This is a genomic window from Bradyrhizobium sp. Pha-3, assembly GCF_042258615.1.
In the GTDB taxonomy this organism is placed as follows: Bacteria; Pseudomonadota; Alphaproteobacteria; order Rhizobiales; family Xanthobacteraceae; genus Bradyrhizobium.
This window is the reverse complement of sequence record NZ_CP170152.1, coordinates 2,238,478-2,261,997: the sequence shown is the minus strand read 5'-3', so window position 1 is coordinate 2,261,997 and position 23,520 is coordinate 2,238,478. Positions and strand designations below refer to the sequence as shown.

Genomic DNA, 23,520 nt, shown 5'->3' with positions numbered 1-23,520 from the left:
CGTCTCAGAGCTTGCGAGCGCTGCACAGGAGCGGGGCGTAAGCGAGCGCGAATCCCAGAAATGCACCCGTCCATGCGATACCCGCGATCGCGAGCAGCGGGATCGAATAGGTCGGATCGACAGCCGCGCATATCCGCGCCAGCGCTGCGACAGTGATCGAGGCGTAAACGGCCTGAGTGGCAGGGGATGCCGAAAGCGCCTGCCCCGTATGACCGAGCGACGCCCGTGTCATCACCGCGATCGTCATCGAACCGATCGCGCCGCCGGTCCAGGCATGGATCCCTGCGCTGGGGGCGACGAGGTCTAGTGAAGATAGCGCCGCCAGGAAAAACCCGGCGGGCACGAACGCGTAGGCAACGTGGAGGATCAGGACGAGCCGGTCCGATATCGTTCGATGACCCGCCCAGCGAGCAAGGCGGACGACGTGGAGCACTCCAGCAATTCCCAGGGCGCCTGCGAGCGCGCGACCGGAAGGAACCACCGCCCATGCACCCAACGCGCACGCACCGAAAGCGATCGTCGCCGCGTCGAATCGGCCGAAGGGAACGGGCAGCCGGCCCGGCTTTTGGCGCGAGAGCCAGTTGCGCGTGAAGCTCGGAACGATCCGCCCTCCGATCACGCAAATCAGCGTAACGACAAGACCAACACCGGCTCGCGCTGAATAGTCCGCGACGCCATTGAAATGTGCCTCGACATGGAAAGCGATGTTGGTGGCCGCAAGCAGCGACACGATGCCCACCAGTTTCAGATTGCCCCACTTTCGTCCAGCGATGATCTCGCGGGCGGCTGCGGCGGCGAGCAAGAGCAAGAACGCAGCGTCGATCGCAAGCGCGAATTGCCAGCCGATGATGCCTGAGAATGTCGCTGCCAGCCTTCCGGCAAGCCAGGTGGCGAACAGGGCGCCGAGCGGACCGCCCTGGATTGGAAGGCGTCCTGTCCAGTTCGGAACGGCGGTCAGCAGGAAGCCTGCTATCACCGCACCCACATAGCCGAACAGCATCTCATGCACATGCCAGTCCCGTGGCGCGAACGCGGTTGGAAGGCTGATATCTCCTGCGAAGATCGCCAGCCACAGGGGAACGATCGCACCGGCGTAAATGGCGCCGAACAGAAAGAACGGCCGAAAGCCGTAGGAGAACAGTGCCAGACCCCGGTAGCCCCTTAACCTTTGCATCGTCGCCATGGACGTCTTCCTTGTTCAGCGGCTGTCAGCGGGGGGCTGACGCGATACACGATGCAAGTTAATCGCGTCGCCGCGAGCCCTGAATTGATCTGGGTCAATCTGGCCAGCGGACGCTGCGGCTGGCCGACATCCTCAGAACTTGTTGCGGGTCGCCTGCAGGCGCTGCGGCCGGACCGTCGAGATCCAGAACATCGATGCCATCCCGACTGGCTGGGCGAGTTCGTAGCGCATGATTCGAGCCCCCAGTTTGGAAGTTTGAATCACAGGAGTCTGGTCAGACGCAACGCTTCCGGGCAGGCCCCGGTTGGACGCTCACGGGGTAGAAGCGGACATCAGCCAGCCGACAATCTCCGCTGAAGCCGTCGAAAATGATCCGATTCGGACCTGCGAGCGTTTTGATGCTATACAAATTGAGATCGAACCAACGGCGATGGATTTTTCCATGGCGAGCGGCGACGACGACGATCACGAACATCACCACCAGCACGGCTCGGAGCTGTCCGAGACCCAGCTTCGGGTTCGCGCGCTGGAAACGGTGCTGACCGAGAAAGGTTACATCGAACCGGCGGCCATGGACGCCATCGTCGAGGCCTATGAGACCAAGATCGGTCCGCGCAACGGCGCCGCGGTGATCGCAAAGGCCTGGGCCGATCCGGCATTCAAGAAGGCGCTGCTGGATAACGCCACCCAAGCGGTCGCCTCGATGGGCTATCTGAGCGGGGTCAGCGACTATCTGGTGGCGGTCGAGAACACGCCGAAGCGCCACAACATGATCGTGTGCACGCTGTGCTCCTGCTACCCGTGGGAGCTGCTCGGCTTGCCGCCGACCTGGTACAAGTCCGCGCCGTACCGCTCCCGCACCGTCAAGGACCCTCGGAGCGTGCTGGCCGACTTCGGCGTTACGCTGCCGAGCGACACGGAAATTCGGGTGTGGGATTCGACCGCCGAAACGCGCTTTATCGTGCTGCCGATGCGGCCCGCCGGCACTGAAGGCTGGAGTACAGAACGGCTCGCCGATCTGGTGACGCGCAATTCGATGATCGGCACCGGCCTCGCCCTCAATCCCGGGGAGAAGCCCTGATGGACGGTGTTCACGACATGGGCGGCATGGACGGCTTCGGCAAAGTCGAGGCCGAGCGGGGCGAGCCTGTCTTCCACGCGCCTTGGGAGGGCCGCGTGCTGGCGATGTCGCGCTCGATGGGATACGCCGGCGTGTACAGCGCCGACCATTCCCGCTTTGCACAGGAGCGGCTCCCGCCGACGACCTATCTGGGCGCGTCCTATTACCAGCGCTGGCAACTGGGGATGGAAAAGTACCTACTGGAGCGGGGGTACGTAACGGCCGAAGAACTCGCCACCGGCCACGCACTGCAACCAGGGAAGCCACTCAAGCGCAAGTTAACCCTCGATGTGGTCAGCGCCGGTCTGGCGCGCCCGTCGTTCCATCGGCAACAGCAGGCTCCGCAGCGCTTCAAGCCGGGTGATCGCGTTCGTACCAGAAACCTCCACCCCGTCACCCACACGCGGCTGCCTCGCTATGCGCGCGACAAGCTCGGCGTGATCGAGAGTTGCCGCGGCTGCCAAGTCTATCCCGACTCTTTCGCAGCCGATCGTGGCGTTGATCCGCAGTGGCTCTACACCGTGGTGTTTATCGGCCAGGAACTGTGGGGCCCCGACGCCGACCCGACGATCACGATCACGATCGACGCGTTCGAGCCTTATCTCGATCCGGCGTGACATGACATCCATCGATCCGGCCGCCGCGGAGCGCGCAACGCTGGCAATACCCGGTATCCCGTGCGCCGCCGAAGGGCCGGTGTTCCGTGAACCTTGGGAGGCCGCAGGCCTTCGCCATGGCGCTAGAGAGATGTTGTTGCTCGACCGCTCTTTCAACCTGTTCCTTCGTGCGCCTGCCTGCGCGACAAGCTTCAGTCGCCTCCAACGCGCGACCACGTGTACCTCTGCTTGGTCGAGCCACGCTCCTGTTGATAGAGTTTGCGAAGCACTTTGAGGGCTGCGCGTTGTTCGTCGACGTATTGCCGCACTGATTGCCGAAGCTCAGCGGATAGCAACTCGGCAGTGTCGCGCTCAATTTCGTCGAGTATTGCTTCGGCATCGGCTAGCAGTATCATCACTCTCTCGACGTGCCTGACGAGCCTCGTTATTTGAGACGACAGGTTCCAGCGATGGAACGGGAATTGGTCGAACTAGAATGTCAATCTATCGCGGATCGATGGAAGCGCATTGACCTGGCACAAGGCTTGGGGGACTTCCCCATTTTGGGGACATTGCGGGCCGAATTACCGGACCAGGTAAGCTGTGGCGGCGCCTTCGCAGCCGAGATGCTCGAGCAAAGCCTCAATCGTTTCATCGAAAGCGTCGGATTCCAGCTGCGCAATTGCGCCACGTCAACCGTTCCAGCGAGTGAGCGTGTCACGATCAATGCTTCAGCGGAGTGACTTGCGATATGCGTAGGCTCTTGACCTCGACGATTCGAGCGCTGACTTTGTTGGGATGGCGGGATATCGCGTCCGCCCCGTTCGGCTGCGCGATCCAGCTTGCCGTAATCGATGACGATCAACATCCGCTCGGTTTCCCCTGTGTCCGGCAGGCTGACGGATGGTTCGATGCCACCACGATGCAACCCGTCACAGTGTCCGCGACACACTGGCGCTACTGGCAGCCTGACGTGCTGCCGATGTGCTGTTGCTGATAATGGCGCGGTTTGGTGCCATCAACCGGCTGGTCGCGGTCCTGCTCCTGCGGTCTCGGGTGCCGCAATCGCGGCGGACGGACTGGACACTCCTGCTGGCGCTCGCCTGCACCGCGTTGACCATCGCATCGGCGGTTTCACTCGTGTATTTTCATTATTTGGACTGACCCTGACCGCTGACGGGCTCATCGTCGGCGATGGCGCGCCATGCCGCGCCATCGAGGTCGTCATATTGGCCGCTCTTGAGCGACCACAGGAAGCCGAGTAGCCCGGCAAAGCCAAGCGCGAGCGCCAGCGGCACCAGAATGACCAGAACTTCCATCAGCCCGTCTCCGTCGTTCGTGCTCTCAGCGCGTTCAGCATCACGATCACCGATGAGCCCGACATCGCCGCCGCGGCGATCAGCGGTGTGACCAGGCCGGCGATCGCGATCGGCACGGCCAGCACGTTGTAGACGACGGCAAGCCAGAGATTCTGCCGCATCAGCCGCAGCGCCTTGCGGGACACCTTGACGGCGGCCAGCACTGGCGCGAGACGTTCGCCGAGAAAGACCGCATCGGCGACCGCCTGGCTCATATGCGTCGCCGTAACGGGCGACATCGAGGCGTGTGCGGCAGCCAGCGCCGGCGCATCGTTCAAGCCATCGCCGACCATCAGTACCTTGCAGCCTTGGCGCGCCAGCTCCTCGATCCGGTCGATCTTGTCGACCGGAGACACCCCGGCACGCCATTCATGCACGCCGAGCACCTCGGCCGCGAGCCGGACCGCGGGTTCGCGATCTCCGGACACGATCTCGACGGCGATCCCCATGCGCGCCAGCCCTGCCACCACCTCGGCCGCGTCCGGCCGCAGCCGTTGCCGAACCGCGAAGGCATATCTGCTCTCGCCATACCTGAATGCGACGACGGATGCTTCCGTATCGTGGCACAGGATCTCGTTGGCGAGATCATCGGCGCCGCAGAATGACGGGCGGCCCAGCCGGATCGGACGCCCCTCGTAAAGACCGTAGACACCCTGCCCCGGCTCTTCCTGGATATCGGGCAACGGTGAGGCCGCACCCGCCTTGCGCGCGACCGCGGCAGCGACCGGATGACGGCTCGAGAGCGCCAGCCGGCCTGCAAGCTTCACGACATCGTCCGGGATTTCCGCGAGATTGGCGACATCGAGTTCGGGCAGCGTCAATGTACCTGTCTTGTCGAAGATCACCCGGTCGATCTCGGCAATCCGCTCGATCGCATCGCCGGCGTTGAGCAGCACGCCAGAGCCGAACAGCGCGCCGGACGCGACGGTCTGCACCGCCGGAATGGCAAGACCCAGTGCGCAGGGACAGGTGATGATCAAGACGGCAATCGCTGTCACGATCGAATCATGAAAGCTCGCGCCATAGGCCAGCCAGCCCAGCATCGTGAGCAACGCGGTCGCGTGCACCACCGGGGCATAGAGCCTCGAAGCCCGCTCCGCCAATCGAAGATAGCGCGAGCGCGCCTGCAGCGCGCGATCGAGCAGCTGGGATATCTCATCCAGCAATGTACCGCCCGAGGCGGCCGATGCACGGACGCGCAATGTTCCGGTACGGATCAGCGTGCCCGCGAACACAGCGCTGCCAGGCGTCGCCATCGCCGGCAAGGTCTCGCCCGTGATCAGGCTCTGGTCGATCTCCGAGCGGCCCTCGATCACGTTGCCGTCGACCGAACAGCGTTCGCCGGGCCGCAGCAGCACGATGTCGCCGGGCCGGATCGCAGCCGCCGGAACCGTTCTGATCTCGGTCGGACTGATGAACTTCGTCGCCGTCTCCGCCTTGAGGGCAGCCAGGTTGCCGGCAAAGGCACGGGTACGCCGCCGCATGTTCTGGTCGAGGTAGCGGCCAGCGAGCAGGAATGCGATCAGCATGATAGCGGCATCGAAATAGGCGTGTTCGGCGTGATTGAGGGTCTCGATCACCGAGGTCGCCAGCGCGAGCACGATGCCGATGCTGATCGGCACGTCCATGTTGACGCCGCGCGCCCGCAGTGCTGACAGCGCCGACGAAAAGAAGGGCTGCGCCGAATAGGCGGCGGCCGGCAGCACGATCAGCGCCGACAGCCAGTGAAAGAAGTCGCGCTGTTCCGGCAGCATGTCGGAGACGTTGCCGGACCATACCGGGACCGACAGCATCATGACATTCATCGCGGCAAAGGCCGCGACGCCCAGTCGTCGCAGCAAGCCTTGCGCGCGCTGCGCTTCCAGCGTTTCGGCATCATTCCGCTCGAACGGATAGGCCTTGTAGCCGAGCTCCGCGAGCCGGCTTACGAACAGCGCCGGATCAAGTGCACCCGCCTTCCATTCCAGTGCCAGGCGGCTGTCGGTCAGGTTTACGCGGGCCGAGGTGACGTCCGGTATGGTCGAAAGGTTGCGCTCGATCTTGGCCATGCAGCCCGCGCAATTGATGCCCTCGACTGCGAGATCGAGATGGATGAGCCCGGTGCCCGCGCTCTTCAGATAGTGAGAGAAATCGATATCCGCCTGCATGGGATGCACCCTCAGTTCAGGAGGATTCGGTTCTTCGACAGAAACATGCGGCGGCCATCCGCGTCGCCCTCGATCACGAGGTCCCACTGCCCCGCGGCGACGCCGTCGGCGCGGCCGCGATAGGTGCCAACGCCCGCCTCTCCGATCTCGATCGCCCGATCGGCGCGACGATCGATCGGTCGTTCGAGGCGAGCGAGGAAGCTCAATCCGGTCAGAGGTGCGCCGGCGTGGTCGCGCGCCTCGAGTGCGATTCCGGCCGTCCCATCAGGCCGCCGATCGATATGCGCCTGGACCTGCCAATCGCGCTCGTTCTGCTGTCTTGCCGCATCGATCTCGCGCTGATAGGCGAGGCTGGCGCTGTAGGCGCTGTCGACCTCAGTGCCCGGAAGCGTCGTGATGGCAAGGCGCATCATGACCATGTTCACGCCGATGACGACGGCAAAGAACGCGATCGTCGTGATCAGGACGAAACGTCCGGTGATGGGTCGCGCGACTGGACTTGAGGCTGCCATGGGTAGATTCCATCGTTATGGAAGGACGAAGTGGTCGGTCGCGGAGGCGACCTCTCCGAGACCGATGTCGGTGACGCGAAACGTGACCGGCACCGACTTTTCCGCCTTTTCATCCAGCGGTGCCGTCACCAGCACGCGAAGTTCGGTGGTGGTGTCGCGGCCAAGGACGATCATCGGACGGTCTGGCGTCACTGAGTCCGCACCGATGACGTGCAGCTTCGCGTCGGCCGGTCCATCGACATCGATCGCGATCACGCGATCAAAGCCGCGCTTGTTGAGGAAGCGCAGCGTGTATCCGTTGCGGATCGAGCCGTCGCTGAGACGCACCGCGATCGGGTTGCGGTCGTGCAGCACATTGACGTCGAGCAGGGTCCGCGACATCAACGCGTAAAGCATCACGGCGCAGACGATGGTGATCAGGCTGGCGTAGACGACGGTACGGGCGCGAACGGGCTTGAAAATCTCCTGCTTGCCGGCAACGCGCCGCTGAACGTTGATATCGTTGTCGTAACCGATCAGACCGGTCTTGCGGCTGACCTTGGTCATGACGGCGTCACAGGCATCGATGCACAGGCCGCACTGGATGCAGCCAAGCTGCGCGCCATCACGGATGTCGATTCCGGTCGGGCACACGGCAACGCACTGGTTGCAATCGATGCAATCGCCGGCCTTCTCGCCGAGCGAGCGAATGTCGAACGCCTTCTTGACCGAGCAACGCGGCTCACCGCGATCGTATTTGTATGTGACGTTGAGTGCCCACTCGTCGGTCAGCGCGGCCTGTATCCGCGGCCACGGGCACATATAGACGCAGACCTGCTCGCGCATATAGCCGGCCAGCAGATAGGTCGATGCGGTCAGAATCGCAATCCAGACATAGGCGATCGCCGGCGCCTGAAAGGTCGCAAGGTCGCGCACCAGGGTCGGCGCATCGGCGAAGTAGAGCACCCAGGCGCCACCCGTCCACCAGGCGATCATCAGCCAGATTGCGTGCTTCAACGCACGGCGACCGGCTCGCTTAGCGGTCATTGGGCCGGCGTCGGCCTTCATCTGCGCGCGGCGGTCGCCTTCGACCAGCCGCTCGACCGCATAGAACAGATCGGTCCAGACCGTCTGCGGACAGAGATAGCCGCACCAGATCCGCCCACCCAGCGCATTCATCAGGAACAAGGCGAGCGCCGCCAGCACCAAAAGGCCGGTGAAATAGTAGATTTCCTGCGGCCACAGCTCGATGAAGAAGAAATAGAAGCGTCGGTTTGGAAAATCGATCAGGACCGCCTGGTCGGGCGCGCCGAGGCCCCGATGCCAGCGCACGAACGGCAGCAGATAGTAGACGCCGAGACAGACGGCCATCAGCCGCCATTTGATCGAGCGGAATCGGCCCGAGACGCTCTGCGGATATACCTTCTTGCGGGGCGCGTAGAGCGGCCCGTCTTCGTCGGTTATGAGTTCATCAGGCGGCACGGGCTTGTTCATGGGTTGCTCGAGTGAGGCTCTGGTTGAAACCTACATCCCCGCACCATGTCCGGGTTTGACCTCGGTCAATGAACCCGGACTCCCTCGCGGTGGCGGCTACTTGCCGCCCCCCAGCGAGTGCACATAGACCGTCAGCGCCTTGACGGTGACCGGGTCCAGCCGGCCGACCCAGGCCGGCATGACGCCGGCGCGGCCGTTGGTGATGGTCTCGACCAGCGTCTCCTCGTCGGAGCCATAGAGCCAGATCTGGTCGGTCAGATTCGGCGCGCCGAGTTCCGGGTTGCCCTTGCCGTTGTCACCGTGGCAGCTGGTGCAGTTCTCGGTGAATATCTTCTTTCCGGTAGCGGGGTCGAACTTCGGCGCGGTGGAGAGGCCGGAAAGCGAGCGCACATAGTTGGCGACGGTCACGATCTCGTCCCTCTTGAGGACGCCGTCGCGGCCGAATGCCAGCATCTGCCCTTCGTGGGCCTTTGCGTGTCCCGAGCGTGCGCCGAACTGGATGGTCTGCATGATCTGGTCAAGCGAACCGCCCCACAGCCAGTCGTCGTCGTTCAGATTCGGATAGCCCTTTGCGCCCGCGCCGCCACTGCCGTGGCAGGGAGCGCAATTGTCGGCGAACACGGTCTTGCCGCGGGCACGCGCCAGCGCCAGCAAGGCCGGATCCTTCTCGATGTCGGCCAGCGACGCGTTGCCGAGCACCGCCATCTTCTCGCCGCGCAGCTTCTCGAGATCGGCAAGGTCGGTCGCGACACTGGCACGGGTGGAATATTGGAACAGACCGGTGGTGTAGCCCGAGACCAGCGGCCAGGCCGGATAGACGACCCAGTAGCCGATCGCCCAGACGATCGTCGCATAGAATGTCAGGACCCACCACCGTGGCAGCGGTGTATTCAGCTCCTTGATGCCGTCCCACTCATGACCGGTCGTGCTGCGGCCGGAAACGCGGTCGATCTCATTGTGCTCGCTCATGATCGGTCAGTCCTCCCGCAGCGGCATCCGGGCTGCGGCGTCGAAGAGAGATTTGTTGCGGGGCCACAGCGCGTAGGCGACGATGGCGATGAAGATTCCAACGAAGATGGGCGTCCAGAGAGTGCCGACCAGGCTCGATGCAATATTCTCGACTTGAATGATCGCTTTCATGCTCGTGCCCTCAGCGCAGATTGGCTTTTTCGTTGTAAAGCTTGAAGTCGACGAGCGTGCCGAGCATCTGCAGGTAGGCGATCAGCGCGTCGAGCTCGGTCGGATTGCCGGCCTTGCCGTCGAAGTTACGGACCACCGCCTTCGGATAGCGCTTCTGGAACGCGTCGGAGCCGGGGCCGTCGGGATCGACCTGTGCTTTCAGATCGGCGGCCGCGTTGGCGATCTGCTCGTCGGTATAGGGCACGCCGACCGCGCGGTTGGTCCGCAGATGAGCCGCAGCGTCGGACGGGTCGAGCTCCGTCTTGGCGAGCGCCGGGTACCCGGGCATCACTGACTGCGGCACGATCGAGCGCGGATTGATCAGGTGCGTGACGTGCCAGTCGTCGGAATACTTGCCGCCGACGCGCGCAAGGTCCGGTCCGGTGCGTTTGGAGCCCCACTGGAACGGATGGTCGTACATGCTCTCGGCAGCGAGCGAATAGTGGCCGTAGCGCTCGACCTCGTCGCGCAGCGGCCGGATCATCTGCGAATGGCAGAGATAGCAGCCCTCGCGGACGTAGATGTTGCGGCCGGCGAGCTCGAGCGGCGTATAGGGGCGTACGCCATCGACCGCCTCGATCGTGCTCTTCAGGTAGAACAACGGCGTGATCTCGACCAAGCCGCCGATGGCAATGACGACGAGAATGCCGACGATCAGGATGATCGAGTTCTTCTCAAAGATCTTGTGTCTGTTCCAGAGAGACATGTCGTGACCTATTCGGCAGGCTGGAGAGCAGCGGCGCCCTCGGTTTCGCTGGCTCGGCCAGCATTGACCGTCATCCAGAGATTGAAGGCCATGATCAGGGCGCCGACCAGGAACAGCGCGCCGCCGGCCGCGCGGATGATGTAGAAGGGATGCATGGCCTCGACGGACTCGATGAAGGAGTATTCGAGGAAGCCGAGCGAGGTGTAGGCACGCCACATCAGGCCCTGCAGGATTCCCGACACCCACATCGCGGAAATGTAGAGCACGATGCCGATCGTCGAGATCCAGAAGTGCCAGTTGACGAGCTTCAGGCTGTAGAGTTGGCGATTCCAGAGCCACGGGACGAGGCAGTACAGCGCGCCGAACGACACGAAACCGACCCAGCCCAATGCACCGGAGTGCACATGGCCGATGGTCCAGTCGGTGTAGTGGCTCAGCGAATTGACCACCTTGATCGACATCATCGGGCCTTCGAAGGTCGACATGCCGTAGAAGGCGACCGAAACCACCATCATGCGCAGGACGGGATCGGTGCGCAGCTTGTCCCAGGCTCCCGACAGCGTCATCAGGCCGTTGATCATGCCGCCCCAGGACGGCATCCAGAGCATGATCGAGAACGTCATGCCGAGCGTCTGCGCCCAGTCCGGCAGCGCCGTGTAGTGCAGGTGGTGCGGGCCGGCCCAGATGTAGAGGAAGATCAGCGCCCAGAAATGAATGATCGAAAGCCGGTAGGAATAAACCGGACGCTCGGCCCGCTTCGGAATGAAGTAGTACATGATCGCCAGGAAGCCGGCGGTCAGGAAGAAGCCAACCGCATTGTGGCCGTACCACCACTGAAACATCGCATCCTGCACGCCGCCCCAGGCGATGTAGGACTTCGAGCCGAGGAAGGAGACCGGCAGCGCGGGGTTGTTGCCGAGATGCAGCACCGCGATCGTGATGATGAACGCGAGGTAGAACCAGTTCGCGACGAAGATATGCGGTTCCTTGCGCTTCACCAGCGTCATCAGGAACACGAGCAGATACGTCACCCAGACGATCGTCAGCCAGAGGTCGGCGTACCACTCCGGCTCGGCGTATTCCTTCGACTGGGTCACGCCGAGCAGGTAGCCGGTGCCGGCGATCAGGATGAAGAAGTTGTAGCCGACCACGACGAACCAGGGCGACAGGTCGCCTGCAAGGCGCGTGCGGCAGGTCTTTTGCACGACATAGAACGACGTCGCGATCAGGACGTTACCACCGAACGCGAAGATCACGGCCGACGTATGCAGCGGCCTCAGGCGGCCGAATGTCGTCCAGGGCAGGTCGAAATTGAGCGCCGGCCACGCCAGCTGCATCGCGATGATGAGACCGACGGTGAAACCCGCGATACCCCAGAACATCGCCATGGCGGAAGCGAACTTGATCGGGCCGAGATTGTAATTGGGGCGCCCGCCGATCTCCGCCGGAGGCAGCTGGGCCGGCCGGTCAAGGTAGCGATTGCCAATCACGATCACGGAGATCAGGCTGGCGACGCAAGCAAGCGACGCGTGAAAACTGAACGCCGCATCGTGCCCCATCGCCGCGCCGAGAAAGCTGACGAAGGCGAGAACTGCGAGTGCCGACGTCAAGCCGGCTTCGCCCATCGTCATCGACTTTGAAACGGATGATGGACCTGTCATGTGGAGGCTTTCTTTGGCTGCGATGACGTCATGGAAACCACAATCTCCCTGCCAGCCGCTTGATCGGTATCAATTCCCGCGCCATGCCGCGTGCCGGTGGCGCCGCGGCTCAGCGCGGTCAGGGTCAATTCGTTCGGACAATATTTTGCCGGGCTGGCCCGCCGCTCCCGCGCGAGATCCTCGGCACAACGTGCCTTCTCACGGCATAGACCGCACACCCGCTGCAGATCACGCAACACATCGCAATGGGAAGACGCGAGCATCTGCTCGGACAGACCTGCGTGCTCGAGACGTTTGCTCAGCAACTCCGGCGAGCCTTGCTCGCGGGCAAGCAAACGAAGGTCCGACGTCGAGAGATTGAGCTCGTGAGCGATCTCGTCGACCTCTCGAGGAGTCATCAGATCGAATTCGTGTCGCCGAGCAAGAAATGCTCGCAAGCGGGCTAGAAGATTCTCGAATTGCGGCGAGCGATTGCCAGCTGATCGGTCGGTCATTTCTCAAGCCCCATCTTGGTCTACCTCTAGCGGAAGGACCCGATCTCCGATTTGATCCTGGTCAAACGCGCGTTGTCGCGGCAATCGATCGCGACCGCCGCCTAAGATCGTTAGCCGCCCCAGGCTGATTGCAATGCCGGCGGCGTTCGAAGCTCCATGGAGTCGGCAAAGATCGTCCAGTCGCGAACACCCTTCTGTCTGCAGAAGTCGGCCTCGGCCAGCTGTGCGGCCGCAGAAAGCGAGGCAGCGTCGACCTTGAACGCTGCCTGGCAGGCGCGATGTTCGTGGCCGGTATCGTCGCAAACCGTTTTGATGAAGCGAACGTCAAATGATGGCATGGCACCCTCGCATGGGCTGATTCCCTGTTGCTGACGCTGCCATCAGTGCGGCACGCCCGTATTGATCTGTCGCAACGGCTTGCTCTGTGTTGCGGATGTCTCTTTGCAGAGAATATCGACGGCGAGCAGAGCCTTGAACGATCTCGATCGCGCGGACCACGCGCATTTCGTGCGGCTCACGGTGATCAGGAACGACAACCGGACCGGACGAGGTACTATTTGTGGCGAGATTTCCAGTTTGCGGATGACGGCTGGACTGCCGGTATTGATGTCGCCTTTCGGCTAACGGTCCATCCGGCGGCAACGATCGCGAAGCCCACGATCGCGCAGATCGCAAGCAGCGTTGCGGCGAATCCCACGACATCGGCGCTGACCACCGCGGTCGCGATCAACGGGATCAGTATGAATGCGGGGCGAACGATCATCCTGCCATCTCCTTCGCCGCTTTGGCGGCAGCCGCTCGCTCGTCCTCCGCAGACTGGATATAGAAGCCGGAATAGGTGTCGACGTAGCACAGATGATCGTGCACTTCCTTGACGCCGGCGGCATTCTCCGCGGCGACGATCGCCGCCTGCCTCGCCCGCTCATCCATGATGACCCCACGGAGATGCACCACGCCGTCGCGCACCGAGACTTGCAGTCCGAGCGGACACCAGTTTGCACCGTCGAGTGCCCGTACGATGCGATCGTGGATGTGCTCGTCATCCGCCGTGGGATCCGGAATCTGGTGCGCGATGGACGCTACTGCCCTCAGCAGGTCCGCGCGTGTCACGAGGCCAACGAGCCGCCCGTCGTTCATCACCGGCAGCCGCTTGACGCCCTTCTTCTCCATGAGATCGACCAGATCAGGCAAGGGCGTGTCTTCCGTCACGGTGACGGGATCGCACGACATGATCTCTCCGACCTTCCGCCCGCGCTCGTGGACGAAGTCCGCGGCTGCATGGCCGGAGCCGAGAAGGAACTGAAACCAGCGGCCACGCCGGCGTTGCGTGCCGATCTCGCTTCGCCGCAGAAAATCGCTCTCCGACAGGATTCCGACCAGCCTTCCAGCCGCATCGACCACCGGCAAGCCGCTGATATGGTGATCCATCATCAGCTTCGCGGCGTCGAGAATGGATGTCTCGGTTCCGACAGTGATGACGTGTCTCGCCATGATCTGATGTGCACGCATTGCTGTTCTCCTTCCATCGCCTGCCACCAAGGTCACACGCAATCGGCTCATCTGCTTTGATTTCCCTCAACGCCTGCGCTTGACGGGAATCAAGGCGACGCGACCGATGATCGACGATGCTGACGTCCTGTCAGGAGATCGAAATCATGTTGCAGAACCTGCTTGCCTCGATGGGAGTGCTGGCGATTGTCGTCGTGACGTTCGCCAGGATGCGCTTGCCGCCAAGGCGGCCGCTAAGGCAGCCCGCCAGGTCAAGCACCCACCAGCTCCGTCGGCGCCGACCGTTCTAGGCCGCCGCCTGCCCCGATCCGACCACCCGACCGGAATTTTGACCTGCGTCAAAACGGAGCGCCGCGCCACCGTTAAGATGCTCATCCGTCAGGATCGTGCAAATGGCAGACATAAGGGCTTGGCGCCCCATCATCTTCTCGTGTCCAAATACCGGCGATCGAGTTCAAGGCTTGCTACCCGACGACGCATCCGAGCCCTTGGCTGACGAGCTGCACTCGATCTCCTGCGCTGCCTGCGACGGCGTCCACTTCATCAATCTGCGAACCGGTGCCGTCGTCAGTCCCAAGCGCAGCTAGTGTCCCGAATCCGAAGTTCGTATCATTCGCCGCACCTTCGGAGCGAACTTCGGATTCGATAAGGACACTAGCAAATTTATGATTCTAGTGTGCTTTATGAATGCGAAGTTCGTGAAAGCGGCTGCCGCGAAATCGCACGAACTTCGCATTCAGCACACTAGCCTGGTCGCGAGAACCAGCGCAGGCCGGAAGCCATCAAGTTGACGCGCGTCAACGCGCAGGCGCCGCCCGGATGAGAAACAATACTTCCCTCAACGAAGGATGTTGGACATGACAGACCATAGCGAAGCCCGTCCCGTCTCCGACGCCATCCAGAGCTACGCGAAGCGGGCGATGGCGGTCCAGTCGGAATTCTCGGAGAAACTGATCGAGGCAAACCGGCACTGGTTCGAGCAGATGCAGATCGAATCGAACGAAGCCTGGGAGCTTTTCCGCAAGTTCAATTCCACCGCCTCGGTGGCCGAGAAGATCACGGCTCTGCAGGACTGGGCCAAGGGCGTCACCGCGCGCGGCGCGAACGACGCGACGTACGCGATCGAGACCGCACGTTCGCTGGGCACGATCGAGCTGAACCTGCTCGCACGAAAGACCAGCAGTCTCGACGAGGCTGCTCAGAAGGCCGCCTGACGTGCCGGCACGCGACGCTCCCGAACGCCCTGAGGCAGGCGTCAGCGCGACATGGGAGGGGGTCGCGATGGCCCCCTTCGGTCGAGATCTTGAACTCGCCGTGATCGAGGGCAACGCCATTCACAAGCTCGTCTTTCCATGCCGCCGCATCCCGGGCGGCTGGGTAAAGGCGGAGACCGCCGAACGCATCATGGTGCAGCCGACGCATTGGCGTGCCTGGATCAGATAGACCTGTCCCCGCCGCCGTGGCCGGCTCGTGCCGAGCGCCGATGGCTTCGGCCGTCCGAACGTTGTAGTATCGATCCAGCTGAGGGCTTCGCCGGGGAAATATGTCCGATCGCATCTGGTACCGCTATGGCACTGCCGTGGCAGCGGCCGCGCTCGTATTCGCGGTGCGCGCGGGGCTCGATAATTATTTCGAAGACCGGACCTTCACGATCATCTTCGTGCCCGCCGTACTGTTTGCGGCATTCACTGGCGGCCGTGGCCCGGCGATCCTCACCACCCTGCTCTGCCTCATCGTCAGCGCCAAATTCCTCGGCAAAAGCCTGGTCACTGAACCCGCGAATCTGATGGATATCGCTTGCTTTGCCATCCTCGGCCCGGTCCTCGGCTTCATGGGCGACCGGCTGTTGAGGGAAAGCGATCAGGCGCGAAATCGACAGGCCCATCTGCAATCGATTCTGGACACGGTCCCTGACGCCATGATCGTCATCGACGACCACGGTATCATTCGCTCCTTCAGCGCGGCAGCCGAGCGCCTGTTTGGCTGGAAGGCGGACCAGGTCGTCGGACAGAACGTTTCGAGCCTGATGCCTCAACCGTATCGCGGCGAGCACGACCGGTACCTCGAACGTTACCTTACGACGGGCGAACGGCGCATCATCGGCATTGGCCGCATCGTGGTCGGAGAACGGAGCGACGGCTCGACCTTTCCGATGGAGCTCGCCGTCGGCGAGGCCAAGGTACGCGGAGAGCGCTTTTTCACCGGCTTTATCCGCGATCTCACCGAGCGCCGCGCGCAGGAACGGCGGCTTCAGGAGCTGCAGTCCGAGCTGGTCCATGTGTCGCGACTGACCGCCATGGGGGAGATGGCGTCCTCAATCGCGCATGAGATCAACCAGCCGCTCTCGGCCATCACGAACTACATGCGCGGTGCGAGGGCGCTGCTGGCGCCGGAAACGCCGGAAGCTGCCCGCATCCGCGACGCGCTCGAGCGGGCCGCGCAGCAAGCGCTACGGGCCGGCGACATCATCAAGCGCCTGCGCGAATTCGTCGCCAAGGGCGAAACGCAACACTCCCTGGAGAGCCCCGCCACCCTGCTCGAAGAGGCCGTCGCGCTTGCGCTGCTCGGCGCCAAGGAGCAGGGGATTCGGGTGGCGATCCGCAGCGACCGGGACATGCCCTCGATTATCGTCGACAAGATCCAGATTCAGCAGGTCGTGCTCAACCTGGTTCGCAATGCGATCGAGGCGATGGCCTCCAGCCCGCGCCGCGAATTGACCGTCGGCGTCACCAAGGCTAACGGTGTAGCGACGTTCACCATTGCCGATACCGGTCCCGGCATCAGCCCTGACATCGCCGACCGCCTGTTTCAGCCCTTTATCACGACAAAGGAGCATGGCATGGGCGTCGGCCTCTCGATCTGCCGGACCATCATCGAATCCCATGGTGGACGCATCGATGTGATGCCAAATTCTGGAGGCGGCACGGTTTTTCAGTTCATCCTCCCGTTCGCGGAGGACGGAGAAGAAGCATGACGACGCGGCGTACAATTCTTGTCATCGACGACGATCCGGCGATGCGGGACTCACTGGCCTTCCTGCTCGATGTCAACGGCTTTGCCGTCACGACCTACGAAACGGCAACCGAATTTCTCGATCATTTCGCCAATGGCACGGTCGACTGCATCGTATCCGACATCCGCATGCCCGGCATGAGCGGCCTTGAGCTCGTCCGCAAACTCAAGGCTGACGCAGCGGCATGCCCCGTCATCCTGATGACTGGCCATGGCGACGTCGCACTCGCGGTCGAGGCGATGAAGGCTGGCGCGGTTGACTTCATCGAAAAGCCGTTCGAGGACGAAGCGCTGTTGCGTGCGATCGGCGAAGCCCTGCAAACGCAGTCGGCGGGACCGGCCGACGGTACGGTCAAGCGCGAGGCCGAAGCTCGTCTGGTGGACCTCTCGCCGCGCGAACGTGACGTCCTGCGAGGGCTCGTTGCAGGCAAGATCAACAAGGTGATCGCCCACGACCTTGGCATCAGCCCGCGCACGGTCGAAGTCTACAGGGCGAACCTGATGGCCAAGACCAATGTCCGCAGCATGTCGGAGCTGATGCGGATCGCGATCGCTGCCGGACTCTAGCCGAGCAGCCAACGCTTCCCGAGGCATAAGTAATTGTACGTCATTTCAATTGGGCGCCGCCGGTACAATAATCCGCGGATCGCCCAATCGAGTTACAGCAAATGCTTTTCGACGGCCTCTCTGCATCCGCCCGCGCTCGAACTGCAGGCCTATGCCGACATCGGTCATTTCCGCGAAAGTGAGCGTTATGTGCGGGCTAATGGGGCTGCCCACCATGTGGGCCGACATCAATCGCCGATCAGCGCTCGTGCATGCTGTCGCGCGACCGCAAGGCGACCGAGTAGCTGGTCGTGCTGCTGCTGCAGCTTCGTCCTGACCGCTCCGGCCGGACACCCGGCGACCAAGCCGCTGATCTGGAGCAGTTGCAGTTCGAGCATCAACAACACTTGACGGAAGGAATGGCGAATGTCCGCTCCCGACGCCACCTCTTCGCGGTTCGCCCGACGCGATTCCGGAAAGTGCACGAGGTTTCCCATTGCCCTGACCAGCCCATATTCGAGAGGAGGAAGCTCAATGGCAAGCAAGCTCCCTTACGAGCCACCAGCAGAAACGAGATGCGCCTGTTTCGCCTTGATCCGGATCAAACGAAATGAGCTGAGGCAGATCAAGATAGCCGCCACCACACAATGCTCTGCTTGGTGAGGTTGAGCGAACGAGAAAGGGGCATCGATGGACGAGATCACGCATTTCATTGCCCTGCCGTACGACCGGGCCGATGGCGGGCTCGTTCCGGGCCAGCAGACCAAATGCGCCAGCCCAGCCGCGGCGATTGAGCACGCCAAACACTTATGGAAGACGTTCGGCCACGCTGGTGCTGCGGCAATCGTCCGTACCGGCCATCCGGAGACGAAAACGACCGTGCTGAGGACATATGGCATGGTGCCAAATGACCTGGAGCAAGAACCATCCGCTCCCCATTTGCGGTGAGGGGCAATCTTGCGATTTCTTGCGCTGGATCAAAACGCCGCGGGCCGCCGCATGCTCGCATACTAAGACGAGCACCCCATACTCCCGTGAGGTTGTCTCGATATTCAATGCCCGGCCCTTGCCGGGCATCTTTTTGTGGACGTTGCGGCCGGAATTGGCCTGCATCTTTGAGCTGGCTCAAGCCATTCCCGTCATATTCGCCCTCTAACGTGGAACCGATAGCGGCGTCCGAGGTCATCTTCGAATCCCGGGAGAACGACATGCAATCTGCGACCACTCCAAACGAGCCAGCACGCACGGATGATCTTGAGCTGCTCGATCGATATTGGCGAGCCGCCAATTATCTCTCCGTTGGACAGATCTATCTGCTGGCGAATCCGCTGTTGAGAGAGCCGCTGAAGCCCGAGCACATCAAGCCGCGCCTACTCGGACATTGGGGCACCACGCCGGGGCTCAATTTCATCTATGCCCACCTCAATCGCGCAATCCGCGCTTCCGACCTCGACGTCATCTACATCTGCGGTCCCGGCCATGGCGGTCCCGGCATGGTCGCCAACACCTATCTCGAAGGCACATACACGGAAGTTTACCCGGAGGTGACGCGCGACGCGGATGGCTTGCGCAAACTGTTCCGCCAGTTCTCCTTCCCCGGCGGTATTCCGAGCCACGCGGCGCCTGAGACGCCCGGCTCGATCCACGAAGGCGGCGAGCTCGGCTATGCACTGGTTCACGCGTATGGCGCAGTGTTCGACAACCCCGATTTGATTGCCGTTTGCGTCGTCGGCGACGGCGAGGCGGAGACCGGCCCGCTCGCGGCGTCCTGGCATTCCAACAAGTTCTTGAACCCGGTACATGACGGCGCAGTGCTGCCAATCCTGCACCTCAATGGCTACAAGATTGCCAATCCCACCGTGCTGGGGCGGATGGATGACGAGGAAGTCCGCAGCCTCTTCATCGGCTACGGCTACGAGCCGCTATTCGTCGAAGGCGACGATCCGCGTGCCATGCATCGGTTGATGGCCGACGCGCTCGACACCGCGCTCGCCGGCATCCGCTCGATCCAACAAGCCGCGCGCCAGCAGGCCGGCGGCCTCAAGCGGCCGCGATGGCCGATGATCGTGCTGCGCAGCCCGAAGGGCTGGACCGGACCGAAGGAAGTCGACGGGCTGAAGGTCGAAGGCTTCTGGCGTGCACATCAGGTGCCGATCGCCAACGCGCGCGGCAACCCCGAGCACCTGAAACTGCTCGAACATTGGATGAGCTCCTACGAGCCCGACAAGCTGTTCGATTCGAATGGCCGGCTCGTACCTGAACTGCAAGCCCTTGCGCCCGCAGGCGACCGTCGGATGGGGGCGAACCCGCACGCCAATGGGGGCCTCCTGAAGCGGGAGCTGAAGCTGCCGGATTTCCGTGCGTATGCGGTCGAGGTCACCGCTCCGGGTGACGCCGTCGCCGAAGCCACGCGAGAACTCGGCAAGTTCTTGCGCGAAGTCGTGGAGCTGAATGCGGAGGCGCGCAATTTCCGCATCATGGGTCCGGACGAAACCGCATCCAACCGGCTCGACGCAGTCTTCGAGGCCACCGACCGGGTCTGGATGGAGGGCATCGAGCCCTATGACGTCCATCTGGCTCATGACGGGCGAGTGATGGAGGTCCTGAGCGAACACCTCTGCCAAGGTTGGCTTGAAGGCTATCTGCTCACCGGCCGCCACGGCTTCTTCTCGTGCTATGAGGCCTTCATCCACATTGTGGATTCGATGTTCAACCAGCACGCCAAATGGCTGAAGGTCTCGCGCGAGTTGCCCTGGCGGCGGCCGATCGCGTCGTTGAACTATCTCCTCACCTCTCATGTCTGGCGCCAGGATCACAATGGATTCAGCCACCAGGATCCCGGCTTCGTCGATCTCGTCACCAACAAGAAGGCCGACATCGTCCGCGTCTACTTCCCGCCGGATGCCAACACCCTGCTCTGGGTCGCCGATCATTGCCTGCGTACCTATGACCGAATCAACGTGATCGTCGCGGGCAAGCAGCCGGGACCGCAATGGCTGTCGATGCGCGAAGCAATCACCCACTGCGAAGCCGGCATCGGCATCTGGAATTGGGCCGGCACCGAGCTTCTCGACACAGAGCCCGACGTGGTGATGGCCTGCGCAGGCGATGTTCCGACGCTGGAGACCCTCGCCGCCGTCGACCTGCTGCGCAAGACATTGCCGGACCTGAAGATCCGCGTCGTCAACGTGGTCGACCTGATGACGCTGCAGCCGGCGGAGCAGCATCCGCACGGGCTGTCCGACCGCGACTTCGACAGCCTGTTCACCAGCGACAAGCCTGTCATCTTCGCCTATCACGGCTATCCCTATCTGATCCATCGCCTGACCTACAGCCGCACCAATCACGATGGAATGCACGTGCGGGGCTTTGCGGAGGAAGGCACCACCACGACGCCGTTCGACATGGTGGTGTTGAACGGGCTCGACCGCTTCCATCTCGCCATCGAAGCGATCGAGCGGGTGCCGGGGCTCGACATCGCAGCCGCGCACGTCAAGCAGCAATTCCGTGACGCCCTGATCGAGCATACGCGCTACGTGCGCGAGCATGGCGAGGACATGCCGCAGATCCGTGACTGGGTCTGGCCCTACGGCACAACAGACCACAAATCCGTTGACTGAGACAGCGAACACGCGAGAGAGACCGTCTATGTCCGACAGCGTCCTGGTGCTCAACGCCGGCTCGTCCAGCATCAAGTTCGGCCTGTTCGACATCGCGCCGGCCGAGCCAAAGCTGCAATGCAAAGGCCTGCTTGACGAGCAGGAGAAAGTCCCACGCATCGTGGTGAGCGACGCTTCGGGCGGGCAGCTGTTCGAGAAGCGCCGCGCGAGCGGCACGCCGGAAGACAACGGCCTGTTCGGCGATATCTTTGCCTGGATCGAGGACTATCTCGACGGCGGCAGGCTCGCCGCCGTCGGCCATCGCATCGTCCATGGCGGCCGCGAGTTCTACGGGCCGGTCGTCATCACAGGGCAGACCCTCGCCGCGCTCGAGGCGTTGACGCCGCTGGCGCCGCTGCACCAGCCGCGCTGCCTGGTGCCGGTCCGGGCCGTGCAGTCACTGCAACCCAGGCTGACGCAGATCGCCTGCTTCGACACGGCCTTTCATCACGGCCTGACGCCGCCGGTGAGCCGCTTTGCCATCCCGCGGCAGTTTGAGCAGCGCGGCATCCGCCGCTACGGTTTCCACGGCCTCTCCTTCGAATACGTCGCGAGCCGGATCGCTGTGATCGCGCCGGAATGGGCCGACAAGCGCGTCGTCGTGGCGCATCTCGGCAATGGCGCGAGCCTCTGTGCCTTGCAGAAGGGCAGCAGCGTCGACACCACCATGGGATTGACCCCACTCGACGGTCTCGTGATGGGGACACGCTGTGGAACGATCGACCCCGGCGTGCTGCTTTATCTCATGCAGCAAGAGAAAATGTCGGTCGATGACGTGCAGCACCTGCTGTACGAACGTTCGGGTCTGCTCGGCGTCTCCGGGGTGTCAGCCGATATGCGCGCCCTGCTGGCTAGCCACGATCCTGCGGCTCGCGAAGCCGTCGATCTCTTCACATTTCGTGTCGCCGCAGAAGTCGCCGTGATGGCGAATTCGCTTGCCGGCCTCGATGGCCTCGTGTTCACCGGCGGCATTGGCGAGCATGCCGTGGAAATCCGGCAGCGCGTCTGCGATCGCCTCTCATGGCTCGGCGTCAGCATCGATACGGCCGCAAATGCTCAGGGCGCGCAGCGTATCGCCGCGAAGGGCAGCCCGGTCGATGTACTGATCATTCCGACCAATGAGGAAGTCAGTATTGCGCGGCACTGCCGCAGCCTGCTGGTCACAGGTCGTTAGGTCGCGACGACCTTGGCTTGGCGGCTGCCGCCGGGCAAGTCTGGTCCAGGATGATCATTGTGCGACGCTGCAACGGTCTGGTTCAGTCCGTCGCCGCAATCCACGTCACGAGCTCCCTTGCGAGGGTCCCGAAAGCCTTATCGAATGCGGCGGCCGCCTCGGACGGCGTCAGCGAGTTGATTCCTTCAGATTGCTCGAGAAGCCTTGCAGCCTTGACCTGACCATTTCGATCCACGATCTTCGCGGACAAGGAGATCGTCGCGCGCGGTTGAGGTCCCTGCACAATTTCGAACCGGCGCAGGTCGATCAGCAGACGCAGCGCGCCTTCTACGCCGCTGTCGGCGCGCAGTGGCGCATGCTCGACGTCGTAATTCTCGAAGCTCTGCAGCAACCGTGCCTGCACCAGCACCGGGAGACTGTCGCTCCACTGCGCAGCTTCGAATCCCTGAGTTTCCTCATCCGGCGTGAACAAAAAGCGCTGGGTCTGGAGGCGGGCGATCGCGGTCGGCTCCGCCATGACCAGCTGCTCGGGCAGATTCGCATGGCGTTGCGCGCCGAAGCTGTCCACCGCGTGAAGGTCGTACGCCACCTTGCGCGGCGCGGGCGCACCGCCGGTCATGCGCTCAAGTCCGGCCACAATTCCATCGAGCTTCGGCGTGTTGTGCGCAAGCCCTTCGGCGAACGTGCTGAGATTGTCGATCGTGCTGTGCAGCGGCGCGGCGTTCTCGGACAGGACGGTATCGACCCGGCGTAGCGCATCGCGCGCAGCCTGCGTCATGCTCCGCCCGGCCCCCTTTTCAGCCACCAGCGGTTCGCGCGCCGGCGGCGCCTGGAGATCGTCACCGCCTTCCAGCGCGATCACCGGGACACCGGTCAACCCCTGGAAATCGAGGCCGACACGCGTGTCGGTATGCACCGGCGTCCGCTCGGCGACTGCGATCCTGGCGCGAACCTCGCGCGGGCGTTCCGGAACCAGTTCAAGGGCTGTGACCTCGCCGACGCGGATACCGTTGAAGAGAACACCTGCCCCGACGAGCAGACCCGGCACGGGATCGGTAAAGACGAGCTGATACGTCTCCCGCTTTCCGATTCCACCGAAATTGTTCAGCCAGTAGACAAAGCCGAACACGGCGACGATTGCCGATAATACGAATGCACCAATGACAATGTAGGGCGCGCGGATTTCCATAT

General features: G+C 62.8%; 26 protein-coding genes and 1 pseudogene. 11 read left to right on the top strand and 16 right to left on the bottom strand.

What is annotated here, in order from left to right:
* Window positions 1-4: 4 nt before the first annotated feature.
* Window positions 5-1,183 carry an NnrS family protein gene (locus tag ACE10Z_RS10605; RefSeq protein WP_375787870.1) on the bottom strand — a complete coding sequence of 393 codons (1,179 nt, stop codon included), beginning with the start codon at window positions 1,181-1,183 and terminating at the stop codon, window positions 5-7.
* A gap of 442 nt (window positions 1,184-1,625) precedes the next feature.
* Between ACE10Z_RS10605 and nthA the strand changes: the two genes are divergently transcribed.
* The 4 genes and pseudogenes from nthA to ACE10Z_RS10585 all read left to right on the top strand — a co-directional run bounded on the left by nthA (window position 1,626) and on the right by ACE10Z_RS10585 (window position 3,642).
* The gene (gene nthA, locus ACE10Z_RS10600) at window positions 1,626-2,264 is read left to right on the top strand and encodes a nitrile hydratase subunit alpha (protein ID WP_375789801.1); all 639 of its coding nucleotides are present in this window, start codon (window positions 1,626-1,628) and stop codon (window positions 2,262-2,264) included.
* The gene (nthB, locus tag ACE10Z_RS10595) at window positions 2,264-2,920 is read left to right on the top strand and encodes a nitrile hydratase subunit beta (protein WP_375787869.1); all 657 of its coding nucleotides are present in this window, start codon (window positions 2,264-2,266) and stop codon (window positions 2,918-2,920) included. The genes nthA and nthB overlap by 1 nt, the downstream gene beginning before the upstream one ends.
* Before the next feature lies 1 nt (window position 2,921).
* Window positions 2,922-3,045 (top strand): annotated as a pseudogene (locus ACE10Z_RS10590) (nitrile hydratase accessory protein); the annotation flags it as partial.
* 324 nt (window positions 3,046-3,369) lie between these two features.
* Window positions 3,370-3,642, top strand: a complete 273-nt coding sequence (locus ACE10Z_RS10585; protein WP_375787868.1) for a hypothetical protein — start codon at window positions 3,370-3,372, stop codon at window positions 3,640-3,642.
* A gap of 408 nt (window positions 3,643-4,050) precedes the next feature.
* Here the strand turns inward: ACE10Z_RS10585 and ccoS are convergent, their stop codons facing one another.
* The 13 genes from ccoS to ACE10Z_RS10520 form a co-directional block, all read right to left on the bottom strand.
* A complete protein-coding gene (gene ccoS, locus ACE10Z_RS10580) occupies window positions 4,051-4,218 on the bottom strand; it encodes a cbb3-type cytochrome oxidase assembly protein CcoS (protein ID WP_212313114.1) in 168 nt (55 codons plus the stop codon).
* Complete coding sequence (locus ACE10Z_RS10575) at window positions 4,218-6,404, bottom strand: heavy metal translocating P-type ATPase (RefSeq protein ID WP_375787867.1); 2,187 nt, start codon at window positions 6,402-6,404, stop codon at window positions 4,218-4,220. The genes ccoS and ACE10Z_RS10575 overlap by 1 nt, the downstream gene beginning before the upstream one ends.
* A gap of 11 nt (window positions 6,405-6,415) precedes the next feature.
* Window positions 6,416-6,916: a FixH family protein gene (locus ACE10Z_RS10570; protein WP_375787866.1), complete on the bottom strand. Its 501-nt coding sequence runs from the start codon at window positions 6,914-6,916 to the stop codon at window positions 6,416-6,418.
* Between the two features lie 15 nt (window positions 6,917-6,931).
* Window positions 6,932-8,389: a cytochrome c oxidase accessory protein CcoG gene (gene ccoG / locus ACE10Z_RS10565; protein WP_375787865.1), complete on the bottom strand. Its 1,458-nt coding sequence runs from the start codon at window positions 8,387-8,389 to the stop codon at window positions 6,932-6,934.
* A 96-nt stretch (window positions 8,390-8,485) separates the two neighbouring features.
* Complete coding sequence (ccoP, locus tag ACE10Z_RS10560) at window positions 8,486-9,358, bottom strand: cytochrome-c oxidase, cbb3-type subunit III (protein WP_375787864.1); 873 nt, start codon at window positions 9,356-9,358, stop codon at window positions 8,486-8,488.
* A gap of 6 nt (window positions 9,359-9,364) precedes the next feature.
* Entirely contained in the window at window positions 9,365-9,529 is a 165-nt protein-coding gene (locus ACE10Z_RS10555) for a cbb3-type cytochrome c oxidase subunit 3 (RefSeq protein WP_375787863.1), read from the bottom strand.
* A gap of 10 nt (window positions 9,530-9,539) precedes the next feature.
* Complete coding sequence (gene ccoO, locus ACE10Z_RS10550; protein ID WP_375787862.1) at window positions 9,540-10,274, bottom strand: cytochrome-c oxidase, cbb3-type subunit II; 735 nt, start codon at window positions 10,272-10,274, stop codon at window positions 9,540-9,542.
* A gap of 8 nt (window positions 10,275-10,282) precedes the next feature.
* Window positions 10,283-11,905, bottom strand: coding sequence for a cytochrome-c oxidase, cbb3-type subunit I (gene ccoN, locus ACE10Z_RS10545; protein ID WP_375789800.1), 1,623 nt, complete (start codon window positions 11,903-11,905; stop codon window positions 10,283-10,285).
* Window positions 11,906-11,931: 26 nt separating this feature from the next.
* Window positions 11,932-12,429 (bottom strand): hypothetical protein, encoded by a 498-nt coding sequence (locus ACE10Z_RS10540; protein WP_375787861.1) that lies wholly within the window; start codon window positions 12,427-12,429, stop codon window positions 11,932-11,934.
* 110 nt (window positions 12,430-12,539) lie between these two features.
* Window positions 12,540-12,767 carry a hypothetical protein gene (locus ACE10Z_RS10535; protein WP_375787860.1) on the bottom strand — a complete coding sequence of 76 codons (228 nt, stop codon included), beginning with the start codon at window positions 12,765-12,767 and terminating at the stop codon, window positions 12,540-12,542.
* A 215-nt stretch (window positions 12,768-12,982) separates the two neighbouring features.
* Window positions 12,983-13,192 (bottom strand): hypothetical protein, encoded by a 210-nt coding sequence (locus tag ACE10Z_RS10530; protein WP_375787859.1) that lies wholly within the window; start codon window positions 13,190-13,192, stop codon window positions 12,983-12,985.
* Window positions 13,189-13,938, bottom strand: a complete 750-nt coding sequence (locus ACE10Z_RS10525; protein WP_375787858.1) for a CBS domain-containing protein — start codon at window positions 13,936-13,938, stop codon at window positions 13,189-13,191. The genes ACE10Z_RS10530 and ACE10Z_RS10525 overlap by 4 nt, the downstream gene beginning before the upstream one ends.
* A gap of 130 nt (window positions 13,939-14,068) precedes the next feature.
* Window positions 14,069-14,197, bottom strand: a complete 129-nt coding sequence (locus tag ACE10Z_RS10520) for a hypothetical protein (protein WP_375787857.1) — start codon at window positions 14,195-14,197, stop codon at window positions 14,069-14,071.
* 598 nt (window positions 14,198-14,795) lie between these two features.
* Between ACE10Z_RS10520 and ACE10Z_RS10515 the strand changes: the two genes are divergently transcribed.
* The 4 genes from ACE10Z_RS10515 to fixJ all read left to right on the top strand — a co-directional run bounded on the left by ACE10Z_RS10515 (window position 14,796) and on the right by fixJ (window position 17,517).
* Complete coding sequence (locus ACE10Z_RS10515) at window positions 14,796-15,152, top strand: hypothetical protein (RefSeq protein WP_375787856.1); 357 nt, start codon at window positions 14,796-14,798, stop codon at window positions 15,150-15,152.
* A 67-nt stretch (window positions 15,153-15,219) separates the two neighbouring features.
* Window positions 15,220-15,381, top strand: coding sequence for a hypothetical protein (locus ACE10Z_RS10510; protein WP_207835330.1), 162 nt, complete (start codon window positions 15,220-15,222; stop codon window positions 15,379-15,381).
* 100 nt (window positions 15,382-15,481) lie between these two features.
* Complete coding sequence (locus ACE10Z_RS10505) at window positions 15,482-16,912, top strand: PAS domain S-box protein (protein WP_375787855.1); 1,431 nt, start codon at window positions 15,482-15,484, stop codon at window positions 16,910-16,912.
* Window positions 16,909-17,517 (top strand): response regulator FixJ, encoded by a 609-nt coding sequence (fixJ, locus tag ACE10Z_RS10500; protein ID WP_375787854.1) that lies wholly within the window; start codon window positions 16,909-16,911, stop codon window positions 17,515-17,517. Before ACE10Z_RS10505 ends, fixJ begins: the two co-directional genes overlap by 4 nt.
* Window positions 17,518-17,744: 227 nt before the next feature.
* Here fixJ and ACE10Z_RS10495 read toward each other — a convergent pair whose 3' ends face one another.
* Complete coding sequence (locus ACE10Z_RS10495) at window positions 17,745-17,993, bottom strand: hypothetical protein (protein ID WP_298365122.1); 249 nt, start codon at window positions 17,991-17,993, stop codon at window positions 17,745-17,747.
* Window positions 17,994-18,186: 193 nt separating this feature from the next.
* On the opposite strand from ACE10Z_RS10495, the gene ACE10Z_RS10490 reads away from it, so the two are divergent.
* The 3 genes from ACE10Z_RS10490 to ACE10Z_RS10480 all read left to right on the top strand — a co-directional run bounded on the left by ACE10Z_RS10490 (window position 18,187) and on the right by ACE10Z_RS10480 (window position 22,329).
* Entirely contained in the window at window positions 18,187-18,444 is a 258-nt protein-coding gene (locus tag ACE10Z_RS10490; protein WP_375787853.1) for a hypothetical protein, read from the top strand.
* 260 nt (window positions 18,445-18,704) lie between these two features.
* Complete coding sequence (locus tag ACE10Z_RS10485; protein WP_375787852.1) at window positions 18,705-21,116, top strand: phosphoketolase; 2,412 nt, start codon at window positions 18,705-18,707, stop codon at window positions 21,114-21,116.
* Between the two features lie 28 nt (window positions 21,117-21,144).
* The gene (locus ACE10Z_RS10480) at window positions 21,145-22,329 is read left to right on the top strand and encodes an acetate/propionate family kinase (RefSeq protein ID WP_375787851.1); all 1,185 of its coding nucleotides are present in this window, start codon (window positions 21,145-21,147) and stop codon (window positions 22,327-22,329) included.
* Between the two features lie 82 nt (window positions 22,330-22,411).
* On the opposite strand, the gene ACE10Z_RS10475 is transcribed toward ACE10Z_RS10480, so the two are convergent.
* Complete coding sequence (locus ACE10Z_RS10475) at window positions 22,412-23,518, bottom strand: MlaD family protein (RefSeq protein ID WP_375787850.1); 1,107 nt, start codon at window positions 23,516-23,518, stop codon at window positions 22,412-22,414.
* Window positions 23,519-23,520: the final 2 nt, after the last annotated feature.